Below are 2,631 nucleotides of genomic sequence, written 5' to 3' on the forward strand. Positions count from 1 at the left end.
CATTTGGGCGCCTCGCGCGAACGCGTGTCGCCCAGTCTGCAGGCAGCGCGGGTCTGCAGATGATGGTCGGCTGGCATGGGGCCGGCCCTGTGGGTTTGCTGCTGGGTCAGGTAGCCAATACAGGTATCGCATGCCTGGCACTGATGCCCACGGCGTGGGCGGCCATGCGCGAGTTGCGTTGGAGCTCATTGCGGCACGTTGCCTTTGAATACCGTCGTTTTCCGATCTACTCCACGGCGGAGGCTCTGGCGAACAGCGCTGCGGTGTACTTGCCCGTCATACTCGTTGCTGCCTATGCCGGCCCTGCCGAAGCAGGCTATCTGGGAATGGCCATGTATGTGGCTCAAGCGCCCATGTCCCTGATCGGCAATTCGATCAGCCAGGTTTTCCTGTCACGCGCTGCCCTCGAGCACCGCGAAGGACGACTTCCGCAGTTCGTCGTCCAGGTTGTCGATGGTCTCATCAAGGCCGGCGTAGGTCCCCTGCTGGCGCTGGGCATCATTGCGCCCCAGATCTGCGAATGGCTGTTCGGTGCCGGATGGGCACGAACCGGCTGGCTCGTCAGCTGCATGACGCCCTGGTTCCTGCTGCAATTCCTCGTGGTGCCGATCTCCACCACGCTGCACATCTGCGGTCGGCAGCGAGCCGCCTTGTTTCTGCAACTGGCGGGCCTGCTGATCCGCCTCGGAGGCGTCTGGTTGCTGGACTGGGCACGGCTAGGCCACATAAGCGAAGGGTATGCAGCGACAGGGGCCCTCTTTTACGGCCTGTACCTCGGCGTGGTACTGGCCGTCGCAGGCGTTTCCGCGGCACAGGTCTGGAACGCAATTCGAGCGAATGGCCGTGTGCTTGTTCTCTGGACGGGAGCTGCCGTATTCGCCAGCGTCCTCACGCGAGTCGCGGTCAATTGGGCGACGGGCTGATGAGAACACCTACCCCGCGTCTTGCGCTGTTCGGCTTTCAGGCCTTGCTGCCTGGCTTCTTCGTCTACCACTTCCTACTCGCCAAAGGACTGATACCACCCGTGTTTGGTGGCTACTCGACCGCAATGGCGATGGTCTGGTTTGCGCCGCTGAGCATGTTGTTCGTTCAGCAAGTTTCAAGACCGGGGACCCGATGCGCCATGGACGGCGCCTTCGTGGCGTTTGTGGTCTATACCCTGGTCGTGCTGCTCCTCAACATGGCACTCGGTGCGCGCGGGGAAGCGGCCGGCGAACAGATTGGCGTCATACCGCAGTTTGTGGTGCTCTACATCGTGGCTCGCTCGGTTGACCCTCGGGCGCCGCGACTGCGCGGCGTGCTGGTCATGACCTTGCTCGCCATGAGCGTGGCCATCGTCACCAATGCCGATGAAGGTACGTTCCTCGCCGTCAGTCTCGATCTTCTGGGGAGCGCAGACTATTTCGCAAACTATCAAGCCTACGGCTTCGTCTATTCGGTCTGCCTGATCTATGTGCTGTGCGCTACCCCTTCGCGCAAGCAACGCATGGCGATCTACCTGTTCGCGTTCCCAACCCTTTTCCTCAACGGTGCACGTACGGAGCTGATCGGTGTCGTGCTGCTGACACTGGTTTTGGAGTTTCTGCGCTCGAAACACAAACTGTTCACGCTCGTCATCGCCGCCGCTCTCGTGGCCGCCGCTGCAGCCGCACTGCCCTTGCTGGCCGACCTGTATCCCGAGAGCCGCACGATCTTCCTGTTCCTCGACTACAGCGACGACCTCTCCAAGCTTGAGCGTGCCCGCATGCTGTATGACGGCTGGAAAAGCATCCAGGAAAGTCCTTGGGTCGGTGCCCTGGGTAGCCATAAGCCTGGCGAGCACATTCACAACGCGCTGTCCGCGTGGGTCGACCTAGGGCTCCCTGGTTTCGCGGCCTATGTAGCACTCATCGTGCTGCCCCTCATCGACCTCTGCCTGTTGCGACGTGCGGATCTCAACGACCCGGACTATCAGCTAGCTGTGTCGTTTGCTTTTCTGGTGGCACTGTTCGCGATCACCGCCAAACACTACACGCACCAGCTGCTACCTCTGGCCGTCGGTGCCTATGCACGCTATTTGATGATGCATCGCCATGGCGGCGCATCGGCGCAGCTCCGCTCGGCCTAAGCGCATCATGCTTACCTACCTTTGGTCCAAGTTTCTGAAGATCGCTCGTGGTGCAGCGATCCGTGACAGCACGATCCACCGCACTTCACGCGTTCATGCCGGAAGCGCCGTAATCAGTTGCCATGTGGACCGGCATTCATTCATCGGCTATGAGTGCGCGCTGCTCAACGTGGAGGTGGGGCCGTTCTGCTCGCTAGGCAGCCATATTCGCATCGGCGGCGTTGGTCACCCGAGCCATTTCGTATCGACGAGCCCGGTTTTTCTCTCACACAAGGACAGCGTAAAGGCCAAGTTCGCAAGGCACGAGTACCTACCCTCGCTCAGAACGACTATCGGTGCCGACGTCTGGATAGGTGACGGCGCCTATATCAAGGCAGGGGTCCACGTCGGCCATGGTGCGATTGTCGGCATGGGCGCCGTCGTGACCCGCGACGTCACGCCATACGCAGTTGTCGCAGGCAACCCGGCGCGGGTGATCCGCAATCGATTTGAGGCTCCCGTCATTGACGGCCTGCTACAGAGCC

The 2,631-nt window shown here is 61.2% G+C and carries 3 protein-coding genes; all 3 read left to right on the forward strand.

The genetic code is table 11. The features are described 5' to 3' along the window. The coding region (locus AC1DU6_RS26765) for an oligosaccharide flippase family protein (protein WP_477860820.1) at positions 1-923 on the forward strand (923 nt) is incomplete at its 5' end. Beyond that, a complete protein-coding gene (locus AC1DU6_RS26770) occupies positions 923-2,107 on the forward strand; it encodes an O-antigen ligase family protein (RefSeq protein ID WP_477860822.1) in 1,185 nt (394 codons plus the stop codon). The genes AC1DU6_RS26765 and AC1DU6_RS26770, both read left to right, overlap by 1 nt. Positions 2,108-2,114: 7 nt before the next feature. Next, positions 2,115-2,631: CatB-related O-acetyltransferase (locus tag AC1DU6_RS26775; protein ID WP_477860824.1), on the forward strand; the 517-nt coding region annotated here is incomplete at its 3' end.

This window comes from Roseateles sp. P5_B10, assembly GCF_056400485.1.

Excerpts from the sequence above, each read along its gene's own strand:
- AC1DU6_RS26770 (WP_477860822.1), top strand. The coding sequence starts at position 923 with ATGAGAACACCTACCCCGCGTCTTGCGCTGTTCGGCTTTCAGGCCTTG.